Here is a 19,723-nt window from a genome sequence, read left to right as displayed (position 1 = left end):
GATCCGCCTGGCGCGCGGCGCTATCGCCCAAGCCTTGCCCGGAGCAGGCCAGGCATGCTCCACGCCTCCTGCCGCGCCCCAACCGGGTCGCCGGCACGACCTGCCATCGGACATCAGCACTTGCCGAGGGACGAACCTGATACGAATTCTCGACAACCACCGCCTTGCCCCGGAGAATAGTCGCCTGCTGACAGGAGTCCCTATGCGTCGTCTGCTTTTCTCACTGTTGATGTTCTGCGCCTTGCCTGCCTGGGCAGACAGCTACGACCAGTTGTACAAGGTCGCCGGCTGGCCGGAACAACGCGCGCATTTCAATGATGCCCTCAGCGCCGCCCAGCAGCGCTACCAGAACAGTTTGCCACCGGCGGTCTACCAGGCCCTGGTGGATAACAGCAACCAGCGCTTCGCGCCCCAGGCCGTTGACCGTCGCGCCGAAGCGCAACTGCGGCAGAACCTGGTGGATCCAGCACCCGCACTGGCCTTCTTCCAGTCGCCCCTGGGTCGCAAGATCGTCGCCGCCGAACTGCTGGCGACCCGTCGCGACCAGTTGGCCAAGAATGCCCAGGGCTTGCCGAAAATGCAGGCCAGTGACAACCGCCAACTGATCATCGGCCATCTGGCGCAAGCGCTGCCGGCCAGGGAAGCCGGGGCAGAAGTCAGCCTGGCGATTGCCGGGGTCGCCGCCGACAGCCTGAGCCAGATGATTCCCGGCCTGCTGGGGGGCGGCCAGGCCCAGGGCATGCTCAACGGCCAGCGCCAGCGCCTGATGCAACAGATCGGCAATGACCTGAACAACACCCTGCTGTATGTCTATCGGGAGCTGTCCGACACCGAGCTGGAAGAGTTCGCGACCTTTGCCGAGTCCAGCGAAGGCAAGGCCTATTATCAAGCGGCCCTGGCAGCGATTCGCGCCGGCCTCGCCGTGGGCCAGAGCACCTCAAGCCTGGCGCCCTGACCCCACCCCTTCTCCCGATAGCCAGGAGAACAGGCCTCTCTCAGCATCCCTGCCGCCGCCGGCGCAGTGCCGGGCAGATAAAGCGCAGCCTGCAGCGGCTACGGGCGACGCCGCACGTTCGGAGAGGGCCGGTCAGACATGCTGGGTAAGAAAGGCGAAATACTGGTCGCGGTACAACGGAATTTCATTGGCCAGGTGATGCCGTGCCTCGGGCAGCATCAGCACCTCGGGTGTGGCGAACTTGCTGCGAATCACCTGCAGGTTGTGCTCCCAATCCACGGTCATGTCCGCCTGCCCCTGCACGATCACCGGTTGCCTCGAGCTGCGGGGCGCCGCTTCCAGGTGCTTGATCCAGCGGGCCAGTGCACCGACCCAGGCCGTGGGCAGGCGCTGGGGCTGCAGCGGATCGACCTGGAGAAAGGCAAGGAAGTCCGGGTCGTTGGAGTTCTCGCTGAAACGCCGGGCAATCCCGGTGACAAAAGGCCGTAGCAGGTAATAACTGAGCATCGACCAACCCCAGGCTCGCGGCCGCACCAGGGGCGAGAGCAGCATGACCTGCCCCTGGGCCGGACTCTCGCTGCCCTGCAACAGCAGGTGATCCATGATGATCGCACCTCCCGTGCTCTGGCCGAACAAGTGCCAGGGCTGGGGCAGATCCAGGGAGCGGGCCTCGGCGAACAAGCCTTGCAGCACCCGCTGGTACACGGCGAAATCATCGATGCTGGCCCGCTCGCCACTGGATAGGCCGTGCCCGGGCAGGTCGCAGGAAATCACCACGAACTGGCGCTGCAAGGCCCACTCGATCACGTGCCGATACAGGCCCATGTGGTCGTAGAAGCCATGGAACAGGAATAGAGTTGCCCGTGGTTCCTGCGGCCACCAGACCTGGCTGACCACCTCAAAACCGTCCACCTGAAAACGCCCCAGGCGGCTGCGCGGCACCGTGGCACACCCGGCAAAATCCACACCGTAGAAGCGCTGGTAGGCCTGCCCCTCCACCGACAAGGGCTGCCCGGCAACCAAGGGTTGCAGGCTGGTGCGCAGATGATCGGGGTCGAAGGTCACGGACATGGGGGTTTCCAAAACGGGGTACCAGGAACAAAACAGGCTTTATCGGCCTGCGATATTCATCTGTCGCGGCAAGCATGGCAAGCTACGCGACCTTCGAGGACCGTTCCCAATGCCCCAGCGCCACCGCACGACCCTGCTAGCCAGCCTGCTTGTACTGATCTGCGCCCTGGTGCTGTGGGCTGCCTACGACTGGTTCCAGGGACGGTATCTGCGAGCCTTCAGCGAGCACACCGCGATGTTCTCCGGCGATCCCCTGCAACTGCCCGCCGAGCTGGCCGGTCCCGGGGCGATCCGCCTGGTGCACTTCTGGGACCCGGCCTGCCCCTGCAACGTCGGCAACCAGCAGCATCTGGCCGAACTGATCGACATCTACGGCCCCCGGGGCGTGGAGTTCTATGCGGTGCAGAAGCCTGGCAGCCACGGCCAGTTGCCCGCCACCTTGGGCCAGCTGAAAACCCTCGAGCACCTGCCCGGAGCCGAACAGATCCCCGCCAGCCCGGCCGTGGCAATCTGGGACCGCAGCGGCAAGCTGGCCTACTTCGGCCCCTACAGCGAAGGCTTGACCTGCAACTCCAGCAACAGCTTCATCGAGCCCATCCTTCAAGCACTGCAGGAGAACCGCGCGGTCAACGCCACCCATACCCTGGCGGTCGGTTGCTACTGCCCGTGGCCACCCGCTGCCGACTAAGGCATTCGCGACTATTCAAGGACTGCCCCATACGCGCAGCCCGAGACTTGTGCTACATGTTGGCAGCTCTCCCGGAACGGCACCGGACACAACAACAGCAAGGAGCCCCCATGAAACGCAGCCTGACCGTCGTCGCCATCCTGATCCTCGCCCTGCTGGCGGGGGCCGGCGCCTATCTGTACAGCAAGCAGCCGACGCGCCAGGGCCAGGTCGAACTCAAAGGCCTGCAGGGCTCGGTCACCGTGCGCTACGACGAGCGCGGCGTGCCCCATATACGTGCCGAGAACGAAGCCGACCTGTATCGCGCCCTGGGGTATGTCCACGCCCAGGACCGACTGTTCCAGATGGAGTCCCTGCGGCGCCTGGCCCGCGGTGAACTGGCCGAAGTCCTCGGCCCCAAGCTGCTGGACACCGACAAACTGTTCCGCAGCCTGCGCATTCGCGAGCGCGCCGACAGCTATGTGGCCGGGCTCGATCGCCAGTCCCCCGCATGGAAGGCCCTGGAGGCCTATCTGGACGGCATCAACCAGTATCAGGACAGCCACGCCAGCCCTCTCGAATTCGACGTCCTGGGCATCCACAAGCGGCCGTTCACCGCAGAAGACACCATCAGCATTGCCGGCTTCATGGCCTACAGCTTCGCCATGGCCTTTCGCACAGAACCGCTGCTGACCTATATCCGCGACCAATTGGGTAATGACTACCTGAAGGTCTTCGACCTCGACTGGCAGCCCAAGGGCGTGCTGGCCAAGGGCAAGTCGCAAGCCGCCCTGCCCCTGGCCGCCATCGATTGGCAGGAACTGGGCCAGATCGCCCGCCTCAGCCAGCAAGCCCTGGCCGATGCAGGCCTGCCGCAGTTCGAGGGCAGCAACGCCTGGGCAGTGGCAGGGGCCCGAACCAAGAGTGGCCGAGCACTGCTGGCCGGTGATCCGCATATCCGCTATTCACTGCCGTCGGTGTGGTACGAGGCCCAGCTCTCGGCCCCCGGCTTCGAACTCTATGGTCATCACCAGGCCCTGGTACCCTTCGCCTTTCTCGGCCACAACCTGGACTTCGGCTGGAGCCTGACGATGTTCCAGAACGACGACCTCGACCTGATCGCCGAGAAGCTCAACCCGCAGAACCCCAACCAGGTCTGGTACCAGGACAAATGGGTCGACCTGGTCAGCAGCGAACAGCAGATCGCGGTCAAAGGCCAGGCACCGGTCACCCTGACCCTGCGCCAGTCGCCCCACGGCCCGATCATCAACGACATGCTCGGCACCACCGTAGGCAAGGCCCCAGTGGCCATGTGGTGGGCCTTTCTGGAAACCCCGAACCCGATCCTCGACGGTTTCTACCAGCTCAACCGCGCCGACACCCTGGCCAAGGCCCGTGCGGCTTCGGCCAAGGTCCAGGCACCGGGCCTGAACATCATCTGGGCCAGTGCCAAGGGAGATATCGGCTGGTGGGCGTCTGCGCTGCTGCCCAAGCGCCCGGTCGGCGCCAAGCCGGCGTTCATTCTCGATGGCAGCACCGCCATGGCGGACAAGGAAGGCTTCTACCCCTTCAGCGCCAATCCGCAGGAGGAAAACCCGGCCCGGGGCTATATCGTCTCGGCCAACTTCCAGCCGGTGTCTCCCACTGGCATGGAGATTCCCGGCTACTACAACCTCGCCGACCGCGGCCAGCAACTGGACCGGCAACTCAGCGACAAGAACCTGAAGTGGGACCTGGAGAACACCCAGAAGCTGCAACTGGGTACCACCACTGCCTACGGCCCACGCCTCCTGGCACCCTTGCTGCCGGTGCTGCGGGAAGTGGTCAGCGCTCCCGAAGAGTTGAAACTGCTGGAGCAACTGGCGAAGTGGCCAGGCGACTACCCGCTGGATTCCACCAGCGCCACCCTGTTCAACCAGTTCCTGTTCGAACTGGCCAACGCCACCTTCCATGAAAAGCTCGGCGATGCCTATTTCGATGCCCTGATCCAGGCCCGGGTGGTGGATGCTGCCTTGCCGCGCCTGGCCGCGGACCCCGACTCCCCCTGGTGGGACGACCGCACCACGCCTCAACGTGAAAGCCGGGCCGATACGCTGAAGGTGGCCTGGCGCGCCAGCATCGACCACCTCAAGCGCACCCTGGGAGACAACCCGGCGCAGTGGCGCTGGGGCACCGCCCATACCCTGACCCATGGCCATCCGTTGGGCATGCAGAAGCCCCTGGATCGCCTGTTCAACGTCGGTCCGCTGGAGGCTCCCGGCAGCCATGAAGTGCCGAACAACCTCACCGCCAAGATCGGCCCCGCGCCCTGGTCGGTGGTGTATGGCCCGTCGACCCGGCGCATCATCGACTTCGCCGACCCGGCCCATAGCCTGACCATCAACCCGGTGGGCCAGAGCGGCGTACTGTTCGACAAGCACTATGACGATCAGGCCGAGGCCTTCATCGAGGGCGTGTACCAGCAGGCGCACTTCAGCGACGAGGAAGTCACCGCCAACACCCGAAGCACCCTGAAACTGCTACCGGCGCGCGCCGTCCAATAAGGCAGAGGTCAGCCATGGCCGGCAAGCGTCACCTACAGGGCCCGACGCACCCGGCCTGGCGCCTGCCCGTAGACCTGCTTGAACTTCTTGCTGAACGCCGCCTGGGATTGATAACCGACCTGGGCGGCAATCTCGTTCAAGCCCAGGGGCGAATGGCTCAGCAGATTGAACGCACGCTCCATACGCACCTGTGTCAGCAACACCCAGGGCGATACCCCCGCCACGCGCACGAAAACCCGCATGAAAGTGGCCCGGGACATGGCCGCAATGCCCGCCAGGCGCTCAATGGTCCAATCATTGGCCGGGGCCTCCAGCATGGCCTGCCAGGCCCGTTTCAGGCGCTTGTCACTCAGCAGGGCAAGGGGCCCCGCCGACGGCTGCACCTGGGCCAGGTAAGCTCGCAGTATCAGGGTGAAGAGGGCCGAGGACAGCGCATCCAGTAAAACCCCCGCGCCCAGTTGCTCTGCCTCTGCCTCACTGCGCAACAGCTGCACCAATGCCCTCAGCGAGCTGTCGGCGGCCAGATCGGCGCCGCCAATGACCAGATGCTGTGGCAGGGCCGACAGCAGCATGGACGCCGGGTTGTAGTGGAAACGCCCACACAGCATATCCAGCTCGATGCCGGGCTCGCCGAAGCGATGCACCGGCAACACACCGCCCTCTTCCACCCGCGGCAGGTTCGGCGCCACCTCGCGCCCGGCACTCAGCAGCAGATGCCCCGAACCACCGGGCAACAGCAGAATGTCGCCCGCGCGCAACGTCTGGCGCTGGCCGTCAGGCAATTGGATCCGGCATCCGCCCGCCAGCACGATGTGATAAGGCGCCGTACCCAACGCCTCCTGGGAATGGTCCAGCGCCCAGTCGCCTTGAAACTGGCAGCGCAGATCGAGGCTGCCGCGAACGCCGGCCTGGGCAATGAGAGTATCGATGGCATTCATATGAGCGTATCGGGCAGATACCTGAGCGAATCGGACAAACGAGGCGCACCAGGATGGTCAAGACTGAGGGTGTCGCAACAGTACACCCCAACCCATCCCGGAGTGAATACGATGTTCCACAACTGGTCAGAACTGCTGCCTACCATCAAGAAAGCCTTTGCTTCCCTGGGCAGAAGCAACCCGAAAATGGTCCAGGCCTATATGGCCCTGGGTGAAGCCGCTGAAGAAAACAACGTGCTCGACGCCAAGACCCGCGAGCTGATTTCCATCGCCGTGGCCATCACCACCCGCTGCGACGGCTGCATTGGCGTACACACCGACGCTGCGATCAAGGCCGGCGCCACCCGCGAGGAAGTGGCCGCGACACTGGCCACGGCGATCTCGCTGAACGCCGGGGCGGCCTATATCTACTCGCTGCGCACCCTGGAGGCGTATGACAGCCTGAAGCCCTGATCCCACGGCGAGCAACGCGCTGCGTGGCGCTTGCCCCGGCGTTATCCCGATCGGCACGAAGGGAAAACCCAGGGCAAAAAAAACCTCGCTCCCAATCCGGGGCGAGGTTTTTTTCAGGGCAACACACCGGTCAGGCGGTTTCCACACTCTGCGGGCGACGCACGTCCGGCTGCTTCCAGGAGTCGGCAGCGCTCTCCTCGATGGCTTGCTGGATCGCCCGCTTGCGGGCTTCTTCGGCACGGCGGCTGAAGAACCAGACCAGGAAGGTCACCAGGGACACCGCCAGCAGGATCAGGCTGGCCACGGCATTGATCTCCGGCTTGACCCCCAGGCGCACCGCCGAGAACACTTCCATCGGCAAGGTGGTGGAACCCGGGCCGGAGACGAAGCTGGCCAATACCAGGTCGTCCAGGGACAGGGCAAAGGACATCATGCCGCCGGCTGCCAGGGACGGCGCGATCATCGGAATGGTGATCAGGAAGAACACCTTCCACGGACGCGCGCCAAGGTCCATGGCCGCCTCTTCGATGGACAGGTCCAGCTCACGCAGGCGCGCCGACACCACCACCGCCACATAGGCCGCACAGAACGTGGTGTGGGCGATCCAGATGGTGACGATCCCCCGCTCCTGGGGCCAGCCGATCATCTGCGCCATGGCCACGAACAGCAGCAACAACGACAGACCGGTGATGACCTCGGGCATGACCAGCGGCGCGGTGACCAAGCCACCGAACAGCGTGCGCCCCTTGAAGTGAGTGATGCGAGTCAGCACGAACGCCGCCAGGGTACCCAGGGCCACCGCGGCAATCGCGGTGTAGCAGGCGATCTCCAGCGAGCGCACCACCGACCCCATCAGCTGGGTGTTGTCCAGCAGGCCAACGTACCACTTGATCGACCAGCCGCCCCATACCGTCACCAGTTTGGAGGCGTTGAACGAGTAGATCACCAGGATCAGCATCGGCAGATAGATGAACAACAGGCCGATCACCAGCATCAGGCTGGAAAAACTGAAGCGCTTCATTCCTTGCCCTCCATTTCTTTGGCCTGACTGCGGTTGAACAGGATGATCGGCACGATCAGGATCGCCAGCATCACCACCGCCAGGGCGGAAGCCACCGGCCAGTCACGGTTGTTGAAGAATTCCTGCCACAGCACCTTACCGATCATCAGGGTTTCCGGGCCGCCCAGCAGCTCAGGAATCACGAACTCACCCACGACCGGGATGAACACCAGCATGCAGCCGGCGATGATGCCGTTCTTCGACAGCGGTACGGTGATCTGCCAGAAGCTGTTGAACGTGCTCGAACCCAGGTCGGACGCCGCTTCCAGCAGGCTGTGGTCGTGCTTCACCAGGTTGGCGTACAGCGGCAGGATCATGAACGGCAGGTAGGAATAGACCACCCCGATATACACCGCGAGGTTGGTGTTGAGGATCTGCAGCGGCTCGTTGATCAGGCCCATGGACATCAGGAAGCCATTGAGCAGGCCGTTGTTGCTGAGGATGCCCATCCAGGCGTAGACGCGGATCAGGATCGCGGTCCAGGTCGGCATCATGATCAGCAGCACCAGCACGGTCTGCATTTCCTTGCGCGCCGTGGCGATGGCATACGCCATCGGGTAACCGATCAGCAGGCAGAGGATGGTGCTGAAAAACGCCATCTTCAACGAGCCGAGGTAGGCGGCGATGTACAGCTCATCGTCTCCCAGCATCGCGTAGTTGCCGAGGTTGAGCAGCACCTGCAGCTTCTGGTCGACGAAGTTGTAGATCTCGGTGTACGGCGGGATAGCCACGTCCGCTTCAGCGAAGCTGATCTTCAGGACGATGAAGAACGGCAGCATGAAGAACAGGAACAGCCAGATGAACGGGACCCCGATGACCAGCTGGCGGCCACCGGGAATTATTCGACTGAGTCGGCGCTTGAGCTTTCGCATGTTCATGAGCGCAGTACCACGCCACTGTCGTCTTCCCACCAGACATAGACCTGGTCACCCCAGGTCGGCCGTGCGCCACGGCGCTCGGCATTGGCGACGAAGGATTGCACCAGCTTGCCGCTCGGCAGCTCGACGTAGAACACTGAGTGGCCGCCCAGGTAGGCGATGTCGTGCACCTTGCCGCTGGACCAGTTGTATTCGCAGGTCGGCATCTCGGCGGTCACCAGGAGCTTTTCCGGGCGAATGGCGTAGGTCACCGACTTGTCCTGGACCGAAGTGCTGATGCCGTGGCCGACATAGATGCTGCGGTCCACGTCCTTGCAGGTGATCACTGCATGGCCCTCGGCATCGTCCACCACTTCGCCCTCGAAGATGTTGACGTTGCCGATGAACTCGCACACCAGGCGGCTGACCGGCGTCTCGTAGATGTCGATCGGGCTGCCGATCTGGGCGATCCAGCCCAGGTGCATGATGGCGATGCGTTCGGCCATGGTCATGGCCTCTTCCTGGTCGTGGGTCACCATTACGCAAGTCACGCCGACGCGCTCGATGATCTCTACCAGTTCCAGCTGCATCTGCGAGCGCAGCTTCTTGTCCAAGGCCCCCATGGGCTCGTCGAGCAACAGCAGTTTCGGGCGCTTGGCCAGGGAGCGGGCCAGGGCCACGCGCTGGCGCTGGCCACCGGAAAGCTGGTGCGGCTTGCGCTTGGCGTACTGGCTCATCTGTACCAGCTTGAGCATCTCCGCCACTCGGGCGTCGACCTCAGCGGTCGGGATCTTGTCCTGCTTGAGGCCGAAGGCGATGTTCTGCGCCACGGTCATGTGCGGGAACAAGGCATAGGACTGGAACATCATGTTGATCGGCCGCTCGTAGGGCGGCATGTCGGTGATGTCCACGCCATCGAGGAAGATTCGCCCCTCCGTTGGCCGTTCGAAACCGGCCAGCATCCGCAGCAAGGTGGACTTGCCCGAACCCGAGCCGCCGAGCAGGGCGAAGATCTCGCCTTTCTTGATTTCCAGGGACACGTCGTCCACGGCAACCGTCTCGTCGAACTTCTTCGTGACCCGGTCGATTTTGACCAGCACCTGTTTAGGTGTCTGGTCGCCCTCGAGGGCTTTCTTATAGGCGCCGGAGGCAACTGCCATTTGCGAAACTCCCAACAAAATTTGCAGCCCGCCGCACGCCGGCGGGCCTTGGATAGTTTGAGCCTGTAGTACTACTTGCCCGTCTTGACCTTGGTCCAGCTGCGGGTCATCAAGCGTTGGATATTGGGTGGCAACTCGGTGGATACATAGGTCTTGTCGAGCACTGCCTGCGGTGGATAGACCGCTTCATCGGTGCGGATGGATTGCTCCATCAGCTTGTCCGACCCCGGGTTGGGGTTGGCGTAACCGACGTAGTCACTGACCTGGGCAATCACCTCAGGTTGCAGCAAATAGTTGATGAAGGCGTGGGCTTCCTTGACGTTGGTCGAATCCTTGGGAATCGCCAGCATGTCAAACCACAGGGCACCGCCCTCCTTCGGGATGCTGTAGGCGATGTTCACGCCCTTGCCGGCATCCGCGGCCCGGGCCTTGGCCTGGAACACATCGCCGGAGAAACCGATGGCCACGCAGATATTGCCGTTGGCCAGGTCGGATATGTACTTGGAGGAATGGAAGTAGGTCACGTAAGGGCGTACCGCCAGGAGCTTGGCCTCGGCCTTCTTGTAGTCCTGGGGATTGGTACTGTTGGCGTTCAGCCCCAGGTAGTTGAGGACCGTAGGCATCATTTCATCGGCGGAATCGAGGAAAGCCACGCCGCAGCTGTTGAGCTTCTTGATGTTCTCCGGCTCGAACAACACGCTCCAGGAATCGATCTTGTCCACACCCAGGGCGGCCTTGACCTTGTCCACGTTGTAGCCGATGCCGTTGGTACCCCACAGGTACGGCACCGCGTACTGGTTGCCCGGATCGTTCATTTCCAGGCGCTTGAGCAGGGCCGGGTCAAGGTTCGAATAATGGGTCAGCAGGCTCTTGTCGAGCTTCTGGAAGGCCCCGGCCTTGATCTGCTTGCCCAGGAAGTGGTTGGACGGCACCACCACGTCATAGCCGGTACGCCCGGCCAGCAACTTGCCTTCCAGGGTTTCATTGGAATCGAATACGTCATACACCGGCTTGATACCCGTGGCTTTTTCAAACTCTGCCAGGGTGTTCTGACCGATGTAATCGGACCAGTTATAAATATGCACGGTCGGTGCCGCCTGAGCGCCAGCCACCAGCGTCAGGCTGGCGGCGACCAGCATGGCCTTGCGAAATAAAGAAATAGGCAAGTGGAGGTCCTCTTAACTTGAATAGTTGGGCTCAAGTGGCCCCGCGCTACCTGACAGCCCTGGACTGCCCAGCAACAAAACCGGCGCGCAACTTACCCTCGATAAACCAATCCAGCAAAACTTTCTGTCATTTAATTGTTTCCTGTTGCCGCCCTCGCCATGACGACGGCAACAGGGTAGTGCTGCAAACCGGCTTATTTACCGGATTTGATCTTGGTCCAGCTGCGGGTCAGGATGCGCTGGGTTGCGGCCGGCAAGTCGGCAATCGCGTACAGCTTGGCCTGTACATCAGCAGGTGGGTAAATGCCCGGGTCGCTGGTGATGTCTTTATCGACCAATGGGGTTGCAGCCGCGTTACCGTTGGGGAAACGCACGGCGTTGGTGATCTCGGCCATGATTTCCGGCTTCTGCAGGAAGGTCATGAACTTGTAGGCGCCTTCGACGTTTTCAGCATCCTTGGGGATGGCGACCATATCGTAGAAGCTGCCAGCACCCTCTTTGGGGATGTTGTAGCTGACCTTGACCTTGTCACCGGCTTCGGCAGCGCGGGCCTTGGCCTGGTAGACGTCACCCGAATAACCCACGGCGACGCAGATGTTGCCGTTGGCCAGGTCGGAAATGTACTTGGAGGAATGGAAGTAGCCGATCGAAGGACGAATCTTGAGGAACAGCGCTTCGGCTTCAGCCAGTTGCTTCTTGTCCTGGCTGTCGGTCGGATAGCCCAGGTAGTGCAGCGCCACCGGAATCATCTCGGTTGGCGAATCGAGGAAACTGATGCCGCAGGACTTCAACTTCTCGGCGTTTTCCGGCTTGAACAGCAGGTCCCAGGAGTTGGTCGGCGCATCGGCACCCAGCGCGGCCTTGACCTTCTCGGCGTTGAAACCGATACCGATCGAGCCCCACATGTAAGGGAAGGCGTGCTTGTTGCCCGGGTCACTCACCGACACCGCCTTGAGCAGTGATTCGTTGAGGTTTTTCCAGTTCGGCAACTTGGACTTGTCCAGTTCCTGGTAGACACCGGCCTTGATCTGCTTGGCCAGGAAGTTGTTGGAAGGCACTACCACGTCATATCCGGACTTGCCGGCGAGCAACTTGGCTTCCAGAGTTTCATTGCTGTCGAACACGTCATAGACAACCTTGATGCCCGATTCGGCTTCAAACTTCTTGATGGTGTCCGGCGCGATGTAATCGGACCAGTTGTAAACGTGCAGCACCTTATCGTCCGCTTGTGCTGCCGCCGCCATCACGCCCATCAGGGACATGGCGAGGAGGGTCTTGCCAGCTAACTTCATACCTAATGCCTTCATGCGTAATGCTCCAATTATTCTTTTTAACCACTCGTTCAGCGGCCAGAGTCCGGGCAAACGGAACGGCGGGTAGTCTGGCAAGATCCAAGGCCGGCTTTCAAGAAAAGACCAGGCCTTTATATCTGCTTTGAACGCAGTGCCCGCAAGCACCGCGCTCAAAGCCTAGCACTCAGCCCTCGAGCACACTCAGGGTCAGGTCCAGACACTTGCGCGCCTTGGTTACCAGTTCATCGATCTCCGCTTCGCTGATCACCAGGGGCGGCGCAATGATCATGGTGTCGCCCACGGCGCGCATGATCAGGCCGTTGTCGAAGCAGAACTGCCGGCAGATCATGCCCACACCACGGCCTTCGTAACGCGCCCGGGTGGCCTTGTCCTTGACCAGTTCGATGGCCCCCAGCAGCCCTACCCCGCGAACTTCGCCCACCAACGGGTGATCGCTCAGCTCGCGCAGACGTTTCTGCAAATAAGGTGCCGCTTTTTCATGGGCGCGCTGGATAATTTTCTCTTCACGCATGATGCGGATGTTTTCCAGGGCTACGGCGGCGGCCACCGGGTGCCCGGAATAAGTGAAGCCGTGGTTGAAGTCGCCGCCCTCATTGAGCACCGCCACCACTTCGTCGCGCACGATCAAGCCGCCCATGGGGATGTAGCCGGAGGTCAGGCCCTTGGCGATGGTCATCATGTCCGGCTTGAGGTCGTAGAAATCGCTACCGAACCACTCACCGGTGCGGCCAAAGCCACAGATCACTTCGTCGGCGACGAAGAGGATGTCGTACTTGGCGAGGATTTCCTTGATCCGCGGCCAGTAGCTGTCCGGCGGGATGATCACGCCTCCGGCGCCCTGGATCGGTTCGGCGATAAAGGCGCCGACATTGTCCACGCCCAGTTCGAGGATCTTCTCTTCGAGCTGGTTGGCGGCCCAGATACCGAACTCTTCAGGGCTCATGTCGCCACCCTCGCCGAACCAGTACGGCTGCGGGATGTGGACGATGCCCGGAATCGGCAGGTCGCCCTGCTCGTGCATGTAGGTCATGCCGCCGAGGCTGGCGCCGGCCACCGTGGAACCGTGGTAGCCGTTGACCCGGCTGATGATGGTTTTCTTGTTCGGCTGGCCCTTGATCGCCCAGTAGTGACGAACCATGCGCAGCATGGTGTCGTTGCCTTCGGAGCCGGAGCCGGTGAAAAACACGTGGTTCATGCCTTCCGGCGCCACCTCGGCAATCGCCTTGGACAGCTCCAGCACAGGCGGGTGGGCAGTCTGGAAAAACAGGTTGTAGTAAGGCAGCTCACGCATCTGCTTGCTGGCGGCCTCGGCGAGCTCGTCACGGCCATAACCGATGGCTACGCACCACAGGCCGGCCATGCCGTCGAGAATCTGATTGCCTTCACTGTCCCAGAGGTACACACCCTTGGCATGGGTGATGATCCGCGGCCCCTTTTCCTTCAACTGTTTGAAGTCACTAAAAGGTGCCAAGTGGTGATCATTGCTAAGGGTCTGCCACTCGCGGGTTTGCGGGTTTTTATGAGTCATCAATCTCTCCTAAGTGTCAGTGAAGGCGCCACTGGCGGGCAGTGGCGCCCGGCGGATCAGACGGCGAACAACAGGAACTCCCGCTCCCACGAACTGATCACGCGCTTGAAGTTTTCATGCTCGGCCCGCTTCACCGCGACATAGCCGGTGATGAACTTCTGGCCCAGGTACTTCTCGATGGTCTTGCTGTTTTCCATACGCTCCAGCGCATCCTCGATGGTCAGCGGCAGGCGCAGGTTGCGCCGCTCGTAACCACGACCGACCACCGGCGCGCTTGGGTTGTGGCCTTCGACCATGCCGATGTAGCCACACAGCAAGCTGGCGGCAATCGCCAGGTAGGGGTTGGCGTCGGCGCCCGGCAGGCGGTTTTCCACCCGGCGGTTCTGTGGCCCGGCATCCGGCACCCGCAGGCCCACGGTGCGGTTCTCCTCACCCCACTCCACATTCACCGGCGCCGAGGTGTCGGGCAGGAAGCGGCGGAACGAGTTGACGTTGGGGGCGAACAGCGGCAACAACTCGGGAATGAACTTCTGCAGCCCGCCGATATGGTTGAGGAACAGCTGGCTCATGGTCCCGTCTTCATTGGAGAAGACGTTCTTGCCCGTGTTGATGTCGATGATGCTCTGGTGCAGGTGCATGGCGCTGCCAGGCTCGCCGGTCATGGGCTTGGCCATGAAGGTGGCGGCCACGTCGTGCTTGAGCGCGGCTTCGCGCATGGTGCGCTTGAACACCAGGATCTGGTCGGCCAGGGACAATGCATCGCCGTGACGGAAGTTGATCTCCATCTGCGCCGTGCCGTCCTCGTGGATCAGGGTGTCCAGGTCCAGCTCCTGCAGCTCGCACCAGTCGTAGACATCCTCGAACAGCGGGTCGAATTCGTTGGCCGCCTCAATAGAGAACGACTGGCGCCCGGTTTCCGGGCGACCGGAACGACCGATCGGCGGCTGCAGCGGGTAGTCGGGGTCGTCGCTGCGCTTGGTCAGGTAGAACTCCATTTCCGGCGCCACGATCGGCTGCCAGCCGTGGTCGGCATAGAGTTTCAGGACCTTCTTCAGGACGTTGCGCGGCGACAGCTCGATCGGGTTGCCCTGCTTGTCGTAGGTGTCGTGGATCACCTGGGCAGTGGGCTCGATGGCCCAGGGCACGAGGTACACCGCGTTCTGGTCGGGGCGGCAGACCATGTCGATGTCCGCCGGGTCCAGCAGCTCGTAATAGATGTCGTCTTCGACATAGTCGCCGGTCACGGTCTGCAACAGCACGCTCTCGGGCAGGCGCATGCCTTTTTCGGCAATGAACTTGTTGGTCGGCGAGATCTTGCCCCGGGTGATCCCGGTCAAGTCGCCGATCATGCATTCGACTTCTGTGATCTTGTGGTCTTTCAACCAATCGGTGAGCTGGTCGAGGTTGTTACTCATAAATGCCTCTAGGCTGAGTTTCCTGACTCTCTATTAAGTCAGGCGTTGTATGACGCTTCGGCGTCGCGCTGTTTTGCCCGCTTGCGACAGGCATCCCCAAAAGCCTGGAAAATCGCCAGGTAGTGAGGATTGCAGCTTACCTGCCATTCGGGGTGCCATTGCACCCCCAACGTAAATGCCTTGGCGGTATCGACGGAGATCGCCTCTATCAGGCCGTCAGGCGCCAGCGCCTCGACCCGCAGGCCTGGTGCCAGGCGCTCTACGCCCTGGGCATGAATCGAGTTGACCTGGATATCCCGGGGCAGGCCCAGGCCCGCCAGGACGCCACCTGCCTGGATGTGCACGTCGTGGGCTGGCGCGTACCAGTCATCCAGGGGCTGGCCTGGTTTTTCTGCGTGCCGGTGGTCGTTGAAGGGCCCCACCTCATGCACGTTCTGGTGGAGGCTGCCGCCCAGGGCCACGTTCATTTCCTGAAAGCCACGGCAGATGCCCAGCACCGGCACCCCGGCCTCGACGGCGGCAGTGAGCAGCGGCAAGGTGGCCGCATCCCGTGCAGAATCATGAGCAGTGCCTGGTGCACTGGCCGACCCCAGGTAATGGAAAGGTTCTATATTGGAAGGTGAGCCGGTAAAGAGGATGCCGTCCAGACCGTCCAGAATATCGGACGGGGAAAGCAAGTCTGCCATGGAGGCAAGAATCACCGGCAAGCCCTGGGCTGCGCTGGCTACTGCCTGGACATACTCGTCGCCACTGATGTGATAGGCATGCAAACCGATCTGCCTGGAGCAGGCGGTGACGCCGATTAACGGCAGGCGAGACATGAAACACCCCGGTATTATTGCTGTTATGGGTTTGATTCGAGCTTAGCCTTGTTCATTTTTTTACACAACACCCCCGTAAAAAATACAACACGGCCCGCTCAAGCCTGCGGTGCACATGGTGGTCAAGGCCCAAAAAACGCCCTGTTTTGCCTCAAAAGAGCCTCGGTAGCCCTTTATTAGGGCATAAAAGGCCTTGCTTGACTTCGGCATGCCGTTCGGGTTGACTGAAACCAGAAAAGATCAATGATTGATATTTTTAACAACAAAGGTGTTGCATCATGTCGGTACCCCCGCGTGCCGTTCAGCTCAACGAAGCGAACGCGTTCCTCAAGGAACATCCAGAAGTTCTGTACGTTGACCTTCTGATTGCGGATATGAATGGTGTGGTGCGCGGCAAGCGCATCGAACGCACCAGCCTCCACAAGGTTTACGAGAAAGGCATCAACCTGCCGGCCTCGCTGTTTGCCCTGGATATCAACGGCTCCACGGTGGAAAGCACCGGCCTGGGCCTGGACATCGGCGATGCTGACCGGATCTGCTATCCAATCCCCGACACCCTGTGCAACGAGCCTTGGCAGAAGCGCCCTACCGCGCAATTGCTGATGACCATGCACGAACTGGAAGGCGATCCGTTCTTCGCCGACCCGCGGGAAGTGCTGCGCCAGGTCGTCACCAAGTTCGACGAACTGGGCCTGACCATCTGCGCCGCTTTCGAGCTGGAGTTCTACCTGATCGACCAGGAGAATGTGAACGGCCGGCCACAGCCGCCACGCTCGCCGATCTCCGGCAAGCGCCCGCATTCCACCCAGGTCTACCTGATCGACGACCTCGACGAATACGTCGACTGCCTCCAGGACATCCTCGAAGGTGCCAAGGAACAAGGCATCCCGGCCGACGCCATCGTCAAGGAAAGCGCCCCGGCGCAGTTCGAAGTGAACCTGCACCACGTCGCCGACCCGATCAAGGCCTGCGACTATGCGGTCCTGCTCAAGCGCCTGATCAAGAACATCGCCTACGACCATGAGATGGACACCACCTTCATGGCCAAGCCTTACCCGGGCCAGGCGGGCAATGGTCTGCACGTTCACATTTCGGTTCTGGACAAAGATGGCAAGAACATCTTCGCCAGCGAGGATCCCGAGCAGAACGCCGCACTGCGTCACGCGATCGGCGGTGTGCTCGAGACCCTACCGGCGCAGATGGCTTTCCTCTGCCCGAACGTCAACTCCTACCGTCGTTTTGGCGCACAGTTCTACGTACCGAACTCGCCAAGCTGGGGCCTGGACAACCGCACCGTGGCCATCCGCGTGCCGACCGGCTCGGCCGATGCCGTGCGCATCGAACACCGGGTCGCTGGCGCCGACGCCAACCCCTACCTGTTGATGGCTTCGGTCCTGGCGGGCGTGCACCACGGCCTGACCAACAAGATCGAGCCGGGGGCGCCGACCGAAGGCAACTCCTACGAGCAGAACGAGCAGAGCCTGCCGAACAACCTGCGTGATGCCCTGCGCGAGTTGGACGACAGCGAAGTCATGGCCAAGTACATCGATCCGAAATACATCGATATCTTCGTCGCCTGTAAGGAAAGTGAGCTGGAGGAGTTCGAACACTCCATCTCCGACCTCGAATACAACTGGTACCTGCACACCGTGTAAGCGCCAGCTGCATTGAAGAACGCCGCAGGGTTTATCCCGGCGGCGTTTTTTTTATGCCCGTGATTCGGATGCGCCCCAGGCTGCGGCTACAGGGATAACCGCCCACTCGCGTACAATGCCCGCTGCCCTGTAGGAGAGACTGATGACGCGCACCGCACCGCTTCGCAAACCCCGTGCACGCAGCCAGGCCCGGATCGACTCGATACTCGACGCCGCACGAACCCTGCTGGCGGCCGAGGGCGTGGCCAGCCTGTCGATCTACAGCGTGGCCGACAAGGCGCAGATCCCGCCATCCTCGGTCTATCACTTCTTCGCCAGCGTCCCGGCCCTGCTGGAGGCCCTCACCGCCGATGTCCACGCGGCGTTCCGCGCCTGCCTGCTGGAACCTATCGATCATGAGCGGCTCGGCAGCTGGCGCGACCTGTCGCGCCTGGTGGAACAACGCATGCTCGACATCTACGGCGAGGACGCGGCGGCCCGCCAACTGATTCTCGCCCAGCACGGCCTGACCGAAGTCACCCAGGCCGACCGCCAGCACGACATCGAGCTGGGGGACCTGATGCACAAGCTGTTCGATCATCATTTCGAGTTGCCAACGCTGCCCGCCGATGTGGACGTGTTCGCCCTGGCCATGGAGCTGGGAGATCGGGTGTATGCCCGCTCTGTGCAGCAGCACGGGCAGATCACCCCACGCATGGCCGAGGAAGGCATGCGCGTGTTCGATGCCTACCTGGGCCTGTACCTGCCGCCCTACCTGGCCAAGCGCACCACCCCGCGCTGAACGCCGGCTCAGGCCTGGCGCAGCAGCAATCGGTCGATGCTGTGGTCCGCCGACTTGTGGATGATCAGGTTGGCCCGCTCCCGAGTCGGCAGGATGTTTTCAACCAGGTTCTTCAGGTTGACCCGGTCCCAGGTATCGGAGGCCACTGACAGCGCCTCGGAATCGGACAGGCCCTTGTACTTGTTGAAATAGGAATCCGCCGACTGGAAGGCCGTGTTCTTCAGGTAGACGAACCGCTCCAGGTACCAGGTCTTGATGGTCGCTTCAGGGGCGTCGACATAAATCGAGAAGTCGATGAAATCCAGGGCATTCAGGCCCTGGCCCTGCTCCCCCTGCAACACATTCAAGCCTTCCAGGATGATGATGTCCGGCGCCTCCACCGACTGCGCCTCATCGGCCAGGATGTCGTAGCGCACATGGGAATAGATGGGAATCCGCGCCGCTTCGCCCCGGCGGCACACCGCCTGGAGAAAATCCACGAACAGCGGCTCGTCATAGGACTCGGGAAAGCCCTTGCGGTGCAGGATGTTTTTTTCCTGCAGGGTGGCCAGCGGGAACAGGAACGAATCCGTGGTCACCAGGTGCACATTGGGCTTGCCCGGCCAATAGGCCAGCAGCGCCGCCAGGACCCGGGCAAAACTGCTCTTGCCCACCGCCACGCTGCCGGAAACACCGATCACGTAGGGGGCCTTGAAACCGATCTGCGGCACCTTGAGCGACTGCACTTGGGCCGCATGCAAATGCAGCAGGCGCGACAGCGGCAGCAGGACCTGCCGCACTTCATCGGGCGCCATGGGCTGGGTCGGGCTGGTCAGCGCCTCCATATCGGAGGGCGACAGGTTCATCGGCTCTGCGGCCCGGAGAGCGGACCAATGGTCGCGATCGAACTCCAGATACCCCACGTTTGGACCCTGCTTTGTTGTCATGTCTGTACTGTCAGGCCTTGCCGAAAGCAGGGAAAGTATCAAATCTGACCGTTATTTACAGCGCCCATGAAAAAAGCCCCGAAGGGCTCGCACCGTTCGGGGCCTTGATCGTGCGTCGTTCACAACTTGGCGATCGATACCTCGGTGGACTTCACAAAGGCGATCACTTCGCTGCCAATCGACAGCTCCAGCTCTTTCACCGAGCGGGTGGTGATCACCGAAGTGACAATGCCGGAAGCGGTCTGCACGTCGATTTCCGACAGCACGTCGCCTTCGACGATTTCCTTGATGGTGCCCTTGAACTGGTTGCGTACGTTGATGGCCTTGATGGTCATGGTATTTCTCCTAAGGTCGAAAAACAGAGCTGCAAGCTTCAAGCCGTCAGTTGCAAGCACAAGCACGACGCTCTTGCTT

18 protein-coding genes are annotated in these 19,723 nt (G+C 61.8%); 6 read left to right on the top strand and 12 right to left on the bottom strand.

Annotated features, from left to right (window positions below):
* The first annotated feature begins 202 nt into the window (after positions 1–202).
* Positions 203–955, top strand: coding sequence for a DUF2059 domain-containing protein (locus U873_RS0125670; protein ID WP_025130966.1), 753 nt, complete (start codon positions 203–205; stop codon positions 953–955).
* 132 nt (positions 956–1,087) lie between these two features.
* On the opposite strand, the gene U873_RS0125665 is transcribed toward U873_RS0125670, so the two are convergent.
* Positions 1,088–2,026, bottom strand: coding sequence for an alpha/beta hydrolase (locus tag U873_RS0125665; RefSeq protein ID WP_025130965.1), 939 nt, complete (start codon positions 2,024–2,026; stop codon positions 1,088–1,090).
* Positions 2,027–2,135: 109 nt separating this feature from the next.
* Here U873_RS0125665 and U873_RS0125660 point away from each other — a divergent pair, with 109 nt between their 5' ends.
* Both U873_RS0125660 and U873_RS0125655 read left to right on the top strand, forming a co-directional pair.
* Complete coding sequence (locus U873_RS0125660) at positions 2,136–2,714, top strand: DUF6436 domain-containing protein (protein WP_025130964.1); 579 nt, start codon at positions 2,136–2,138, stop codon at positions 2,712–2,714.
* A gap of 110 nt (positions 2,715–2,824) precedes the next feature.
* Positions 2,825–5,236, top strand: a complete 2,412-nt coding sequence (locus U873_RS0125655; protein WP_025130963.1) for a penicillin acylase family protein — start codon at positions 2,825–2,827, stop codon at positions 5,234–5,236.
* Positions 5,237–5,268: 32 nt separating this feature from the next.
* Here U873_RS0125655 and U873_RS0125650 read toward each other — a convergent pair whose 3' ends face one another.
* Positions 5,269–6,174, bottom strand: a complete 906-nt coding sequence (locus U873_RS0125650; protein WP_025130962.1) for an AraC family transcriptional regulator — start codon at positions 6,172–6,174, stop codon at positions 5,269–5,271.
* A 111-nt stretch (positions 6,175–6,285) separates the two neighbouring features.
* Between U873_RS0125650 and U873_RS0125645 the strand changes: the two genes are divergently transcribed.
* Positions 6,286–6,627, top strand: a complete 342-nt coding sequence (locus tag U873_RS0125645) for a carboxymuconolactone decarboxylase family protein (protein ID WP_025130961.1) — start codon at positions 6,286–6,288, stop codon at positions 6,625–6,627.
* Positions 6,628–6,757: 130 nt separating this feature from the next.
* On the opposite strand, the gene U873_RS0125640 is transcribed toward U873_RS0125645, so the two are convergent.
* From U873_RS0125640 to U873_RS0125605, 8 genes are all read right to left on the bottom strand, one after another.
* Complete coding sequence (locus U873_RS0125640) at positions 6,758–7,648, bottom strand: ABC transporter permease subunit (protein WP_025130960.1); 891 nt, start codon at positions 7,646–7,648, stop codon at positions 6,758–6,760.
* Positions 7,645–8,526: an ABC transporter permease subunit gene (locus tag U873_RS0125635; protein WP_177330318.1), complete on the bottom strand. Its 882-nt coding sequence runs from the start codon at positions 8,524–8,526 to the stop codon at positions 7,645–7,647. The genes U873_RS0125640 and U873_RS0125635 overlap by 4 nt, the downstream gene beginning before the upstream one ends.
* A 35-nt stretch (positions 8,527–8,561) precedes the next feature.
* On the bottom strand, positions 8,562–9,704 hold the full coding sequence (locus U873_RS0125630; RefSeq protein ID WP_025130958.1) for an ABC transporter ATP-binding protein: 1,143 nt from the start codon (positions 9,702–9,704) through the stop codon (positions 8,562–8,564).
* 71 nt (positions 9,705–9,775) lie between these two features.
* Positions 9,776–10,870, bottom strand: coding sequence for a polyamine ABC transporter substrate-binding protein (locus U873_RS0125625; protein ID WP_025130957.1), 1,095 nt, complete (start codon positions 10,868–10,870; stop codon positions 9,776–9,778).
* A 194-nt stretch (positions 10,871–11,064) separates the two neighbouring features.
* Complete coding sequence (locus U873_RS0125620; RefSeq protein WP_025130956.1) at positions 11,065–12,162, bottom strand: polyamine ABC transporter substrate-binding protein; 1,098 nt, start codon at positions 12,160–12,162, stop codon at positions 11,065–11,067.
* Between the two features lie 184 nt (positions 12,163–12,346).
* Positions 12,347–13,711: an aspartate aminotransferase family protein gene (locus U873_RS0125615; RefSeq protein WP_025130955.1), complete on the bottom strand. Its 1,365-nt coding sequence runs from the start codon at positions 13,709–13,711 to the stop codon at positions 12,347–12,349.
* Positions 13,712–13,767: 56 nt separating this feature from the next.
* Entirely contained in the window at positions 13,768–15,126 is a 1,359-nt protein-coding gene (locus tag U873_RS0125610) for a glutamine synthetase family protein (RefSeq protein WP_011064101.1), read from the bottom strand.
* Positions 15,127–15,164: 38 nt separating this feature from the next.
* Entirely contained in the window at positions 15,165–15,947 is a 783-nt protein-coding gene (locus tag U873_RS0125605) for a gamma-glutamyl-gamma-aminobutyrate hydrolase family protein (RefSeq protein WP_025130954.1), read from the bottom strand.
* A 278-nt stretch (positions 15,948–16,225) separates the two neighbouring features.
* On the opposite strand from U873_RS0125605, the gene U873_RS0125600 reads away from it, so the two are divergent.
* The gene (locus U873_RS0125600) at positions 16,226–17,602 is read left to right on the top strand and encodes a glutamine synthetase family protein (RefSeq protein ID WP_011064103.1); all 1,377 of its coding nucleotides are present in this window, start codon (positions 16,226–16,228) and stop codon (positions 17,600–17,602) included.
* A 142-nt stretch (positions 17,603–17,744) separates the two neighbouring features.
* On the top strand, positions 17,745–18,383 hold the full coding sequence (locus U873_RS0125595; protein WP_025130953.1) for a TetR/AcrR family transcriptional regulator: 639 nt from the start codon (positions 17,745–17,747) through the stop codon (positions 18,381–18,383).
* 8 nt (positions 18,384–18,391) lie between these two features.
* On the opposite strand, the gene coaA is transcribed toward U873_RS0125595, so the two are convergent.
* Positions 18,392–19,309 (bottom strand): type I pantothenate kinase, encoded by a 918-nt coding sequence (gene coaA / locus U873_RS0125590; RefSeq protein ID WP_025130952.1) that lies wholly within the window; start codon positions 19,307–19,309, stop codon positions 18,392–18,394.
* Positions 19,310–19,428: 119 nt separating this feature from the next.
* The gene (locus U873_RS0125585; protein ID WP_011064106.1) at positions 19,429–19,644 is read right to left on the bottom strand and encodes a molybdopterin-binding protein; all 216 of its coding nucleotides are present in this window, start codon (positions 19,642–19,644) and stop codon (positions 19,429–19,431) included.
* Positions 19,645–19,723 lie beyond the last annotated feature (79 nt).

Source organism: Pseudomonas sp. PH1b (assembly GCF_000633395.1).
In the GTDB taxonomy this organism is placed as follows: domain Bacteria; phylum Pseudomonadota; class Gammaproteobacteria; order Pseudomonadales; family Pseudomonadaceae; genus Aquipseudomonas.
Note: the sequence above shows the minus strand (reverse complement) of the source record. Positions and strands in the feature narration are given on the sequence as shown.